Genomic DNA, 4,653 nt, shown 5'->3' with positions numbered 1-4,653 from the left:
TGGGGGACCACTACCGTAGAACTAGTTGATTAATTCAATAGGTTACATTAATGTTATTATTTTGAAGTGTTGCACGAACATTAACCGGGCTGTTCAGTTTTAGCATAATCGGTTTTATGTTAACAATTAAGAGGCCTGCAGAGGGTAAAACGTGGTAGAGCGTACAAAGTATTGCTAAACGCTAAAAATTAAAGCATAATATATTAGTCGCCTGCTCCAGGTAGACATACGTCTAAATGGAGAGGAGGTGAAGTTAGTGAATAGTGCTGATTTACTAGTATTGATCGCGCAAACGGTTATTGGCGTTTCCGGAGAGTGCGCAATACTACTATTCGGTTATTGGTTGGGTAACAAGAAGTAAAACAAGGGCGACGCCTACCAGCCACAAATTGCTTAAAGCATGAAAAACCCCCACATAACTCGACATTATGTGGGGGTTTTTTGTTTAATTGGCGTATTTGTAAAACGTTATCTAAAGCATTTATAACTTAATTAAAGCATTTAGATGATGTTTTAATCTAAGGTGAAGATAGTGATATGTGCTGATATCATTTACAACATGAGTTTATCATAAACTAAAGATAGGTTTCAAGCTTTATGTTTTAAATATTTTACATAAAGTGTACTTTTCTATGCTTTCGAGATATTGAATACTCAAAAAGGCAGCATACTTTAAAATGCAAAAAAACATATTTTTTTGCATAAGGAAAGGACTCAGAGTACTCTGAGTCCTTAGGTAGAATATGATATAAATTTTTAAACTAGTTTTGTTTTTTTTTGATTAGAATGGAATTGAATAGGTTAGACTAATTTTAACTCTTTATGATAAAAATTAGCCAGTTTTAAAAGAGTTTCTAAGTTTGGATTTGTTTTACCTTTTTCAATCTTAGAAATTTGAGCTTGAGTTAACCCTGTTTCTTGAGCTAACTCAGATTGTGTTAAGCGGGCTTCTTCCCTCATTATAGTGAGTTGAGAAATAATTTTCACTCGTTGAATTATTTCTCTTTCAAGATTATACTTTTCAGAGAATGAACCCAGTTGATCAAAATTTATTTCTTCGGACATTATGCCCCCCCCCTTTTTTAATCTTATAAATTTTTAAATACTATTATCTATTTGTCTACATCTAAATTTAGTAGATATTTCGTTTACTTTATAAAAAACTTCCATTTACACACCTCACTATTTTTTTTCATAGATAGTAATTCATATAAATAAGATTCTTTCCTAAAACTCTTCCTTTTTATTTTTTTATATCATTGTACTAACTTATACATATCCTTATACATCTATTTTTTCATTCTATTATTGCTATATGTTTCTAATTGTTTCTTAAATTTTTTGCTTCGGACATCCGCTAAATCGTAGTGGTAATTTTCTAACTTTTGCCCTTGTTTTTTAGCCATCACAAGACAAACTATATACTCATCATAGATTTTATAAAGAATCCGGTAGTACTTCGTCTTAAGTCCTCTGTACTCTCGCTCTGGCGTATAAGGATAACTATCTCCTGAAGCTTCTAGTTGAGCTAGTTGTGTACTTAATTTTTTCCATTCTCTTGGGTCTTTCTTTTTAATTCCTTTTAATTCTTTATCAACAAAATTTGTAACTAGTTTGTATTTTTTCATATTCTCACCTATGTTCTAGGAAAGAATTTTAAAAGTACACGATATTACTACATAAAATATACAACATAATATATAATATGTCAAATAGTATATATTATGTTGTCAAAAAATTAAAAACCTAATCTGAAATTAAGTAATGTTTCGCTGATTTCATCTTCATTGATCCCAATATAGCGTTTCGTGATTTTCTCACTGCTGTGACCGAATATTTCCATCAGTGTGGCCACGTCTTTGGTTTTCTTGTAATAATGGTACCCAAACGTCTTACGCAGCGTGTGCGTGCCGATATCGTCTCTTCCTAAGAGCTTAGCGACCTTTTGAAACATCTGATAGACCGTATTCACTTCCACATGACCACCTTTGGTACTAGGAAACAAACAATCCTCTGGTGCTAAGTCTTTCGTGTATTCTAAAATCAAGTCCTGCAGACTACTCAAATACAAAATACGCGTTTTCCCTGTTTTTTTCTCTACAATACGAGGGTTTTTGGAAGAAATCAGGTCTTGTTTCTTCAATTTGACAATATCCGACATGCGTAAACCGCTATTAATCCCGATCAAAAACAGAAAAACATCCCGATCCGCGTTTTTATTTCTTCTCAAACAGAATAAAAAGTCGTTTATTTCTTGTTGAGTACGTAATGGTTGGACGTTGTAACTCATTTAAAAGCCCTCTCCTCTCACAAAAGTGATACATGATTTTGTATAGTATACCACACAATCATGTGTTGGAGGGCGGTATAAAAAAAGAACCCTATTGGAATAGGATTCCCGATACACGTTTTCATCTAATTTCATGTATCTTTCTTTATATAAAAGAATAAACTTATTAATTAGGTAAATAAATTATATATCGTAAGTAGTTTTTTGAAATGTTATAATTAGTTTTGACAATAGTAAAATACGGAGGTAATTACATGAAAAAAAAAAGCAATTTTAATTTTTGGTATTACAGGAGTTTTAGCACTATCGATTGGATTTAAAGATGTATTAGCTAAAGAAAAAAATAGTGTTAGTGATAAAGATGAAATGACAGTTATAACAGTTGATGAACAAAACAACGTAGAGAATTCAGCAATGTTATCAGGATTTGTTCCACAGGAAAATGGGACTGGGTTCTTTTTTGTAAAATAAAAAATATATAGACAGAGAAATTTAAAAGGACACTTTTTAAGTGGAATTTTAAATTTCTTTGTCTATATAAAGCCTTATTTAAATTAATACTTATTATTAGAATTGCTTTGTTGTCTTAAAACGATACCTGCAAAAAAAGCAAAGGGGATTTATCTTTTTTTGCATGAAAAGAAGATAAAAAAGAACCTCGATAAATCAAGGTTTTTAATACATTAATCTATACAATGTAATGTTTCCCTTTATATAAATAATATTTTATTGTAATCATATTTAAGTTTTATAAAAATTGTAAATGAGGAGGTGGAAAATGACAGAAGAATATTTGGAAATAAATGATTTAGAAAAGGTTATAATTACGTACGTGCATTATACAAAAGAATATTGTTAAATAGTTTGTAGGTGGCTTTATAAGTTATAAGTCTTCCCTTTCAACTTATAAAGCCTTTAGATTTGCAATTTTCTATGCAAATCTAATGGCTTTATTTTTTTCATTCAAAAAAGAAAAAAGCACGCTCTTCACCTTGCATTAAAAGAGAAGCTTGTCTACTAGATGATTTCAATGATTTCTTTTTTACTTGCAGCATTAGCCGGAGCATAACTGAAAATCAGTCCAACTAGGGAGGAAACACCTAGAGAAATCAGAACGGTAACCAGGTCTACTCCAACAGAAAACGGCAATAACGCTGCTGCAATAGAAGAAAATAAAAGGCCCAATAAGTAACCGATTACTCCTCCGATACTTGTCATCAGTACCCCTTCTAGTACAAACTGTGCGCGGATACTTCTTTGAGAGGCTCCTAATGCACGGCGAATGCCGATTTCTTTCGTTCTTTCTGAAACGGAAATGTACATCATATTCATCACACCAATCCCTGCAATAAACAGGGATATTCCGGCTACACTGGCAATAAACAGTGTAATTCCCCCTAATACTTCTGAAATCCCATCATCTAAAGCAGACATATCAAAATGATCATACTTTCCCATTGTTCGCATAGATCCATCTTCTTCAAGAATAGCAATGGCTTCTTCTGCTATATCTGAAGGCAGCGAGCCTCTTGATACAGTTACTGTTACGGTATCTTCAACCATGTCTGATTCATGATACCGTTGATAACTATTTTTAGGAAGTTCGATTTCTTCCGCCATAAAGCTGCTCAACAATCCAGATGAATCTAGCTCGCTTTCGTAGATTCCTACGATCGTATAAAGTTGACCGTCTAGGGTGATCCCTCTTCCAACGGCCTCTTTTTCAGTCTCAAATCGATCTTCTACAACAGAAAAGGGAACGACAGCTACACGATTTTCATTTCCGTTATCCAGCATATCAATGGATCTACCTGCAATAACGGGTCTACCTTTATCCTCAGTCATAACCACATCTAAGTAAGTTTCTTCACCTGCTACCATGGTAGTTACGGAAACATAGTCAGAGTTAGCTTGATAGATTTCTGCCTCTTGAACACCGGAGATATTCCGAATCATCTGCAGATCCATTTCTGAATAGAATGGGTCATTTGTTTCATCCATCCAATCTAAATCATCTGCCGTGAACTGGATATCGACCGTTAACAGTTCTCCCGCGTCTGGATTCAATGATTCCATGACATAATTTTCAAATCCACGCCCAATAGACATAATCGTACTGACCGCTGCGATTCCGATAACGATTCCGACCATCGTCAACAAGCTTCGTTTTTTATTTTTCCATAAGGCGTTCCAAGCTCCTTTAAAAAACACTGTTGGATTCATACGCTCACCTCACCTCTTCGGTCAATACGCCGTCATGCATATGGACTACTCGATTGCAAAAGCGTACGGTTTCCGGATCGTGTGTAACCAGGATGATTGTTACACCTTCTTCTTCATTTAATTGCTTAAATACATTCATG

The 4,653-nt window shown here is 33.8% G+C and carries 4 protein-coding genes; all 4 read right to left on the bottom strand.

Annotated features, from left to right (window positions below; all coding sequences use genetic code 11):
• Positions 1 to 801: 801 nt before the first annotated feature.
• The 4 genes from ABS911_RS14395 to ABS911_RS14380 all read right to left on the bottom strand — a co-directional run bounded on the left by ABS911_RS14395 (position 802) and on the right by ABS911_RS14380 (position 4,513).
• Positions 802 to 1,065, bottom strand: coding sequence for a helix-turn-helix domain-containing protein (locus ABS911_RS14395; RefSeq protein WP_350453206.1), 264 nt, complete (start codon positions 1,063 to 1,065; stop codon positions 802 to 804).
• 224 nt (positions 1,066 to 1,289) lie between these two features.
• A complete protein-coding gene (locus ABS911_RS14390) occupies positions 1,290 to 1,628 on the bottom strand; it encodes a hypothetical protein (protein WP_350453208.1) in 339 nt (112 codons plus the stop codon).
• A gap of 110 nt (positions 1,629 to 1,738) precedes the next feature.
• Positions 1,739 to 2,290, bottom strand: coding sequence for a tyrosine-type recombinase/integrase (locus ABS911_RS14385; protein WP_350453210.1), 552 nt, complete (start codon positions 2,288 to 2,290; stop codon positions 1,739 to 1,741).
• Positions 2,291 to 3,307: 1,017 nt separating this feature from the next.
• Positions 3,308 to 4,513 (bottom strand): ABC transporter permease, encoded by a 1,206-nt coding sequence (locus ABS911_RS14380; RefSeq protein ID WP_350468131.1) that lies wholly within the window; start codon positions 4,511 to 4,513, stop codon positions 3,308 to 3,310.
• Between the last annotated feature and the right edge of the window lie 140 nt (positions 4,514 to 4,653).

The sequence above is a fragment of the Carnobacterium sp. genome (assembly GCF_040274425.1).
The sequence above is the reverse complement of the archived record's forward strand: the minus strand, read 5'-3'. Positions and strand labels throughout refer to the sequence as shown.

What these genes read in the sequence shown, in the direction of transcription:
- ABS911_RS14390 (WP_350453208.1), bottom strand. Translation starts at nt 1,628, where the DNA reads ATGAAAAAATACAAACTAGTTACAAATTTTGTTGATAAAGAATTAAAA.
- ABS911_RS14395 (WP_350453206.1), bottom strand. Translation starts at nt 1,065, where the DNA reads ATGTCCGAAGAAATAAATTTTGATCAACTGGGTTCATTCTCTGAAAAG.
- ABS911_RS14380 (WP_350468131.1), bottom strand. Translation starts at nt 4,513, where the DNA reads ATGAATCCAACAGTGTTTTTTAAAGGAGCTTGGAACGCCTTATGGAAA.
- ABS911_RS14385 (WP_350453210.1), bottom strand. Translation starts at nt 2,290, where the DNA reads ATGAGTTACAACGTCCAACCATTACGTACTCAACAAGAAATAAACGAC.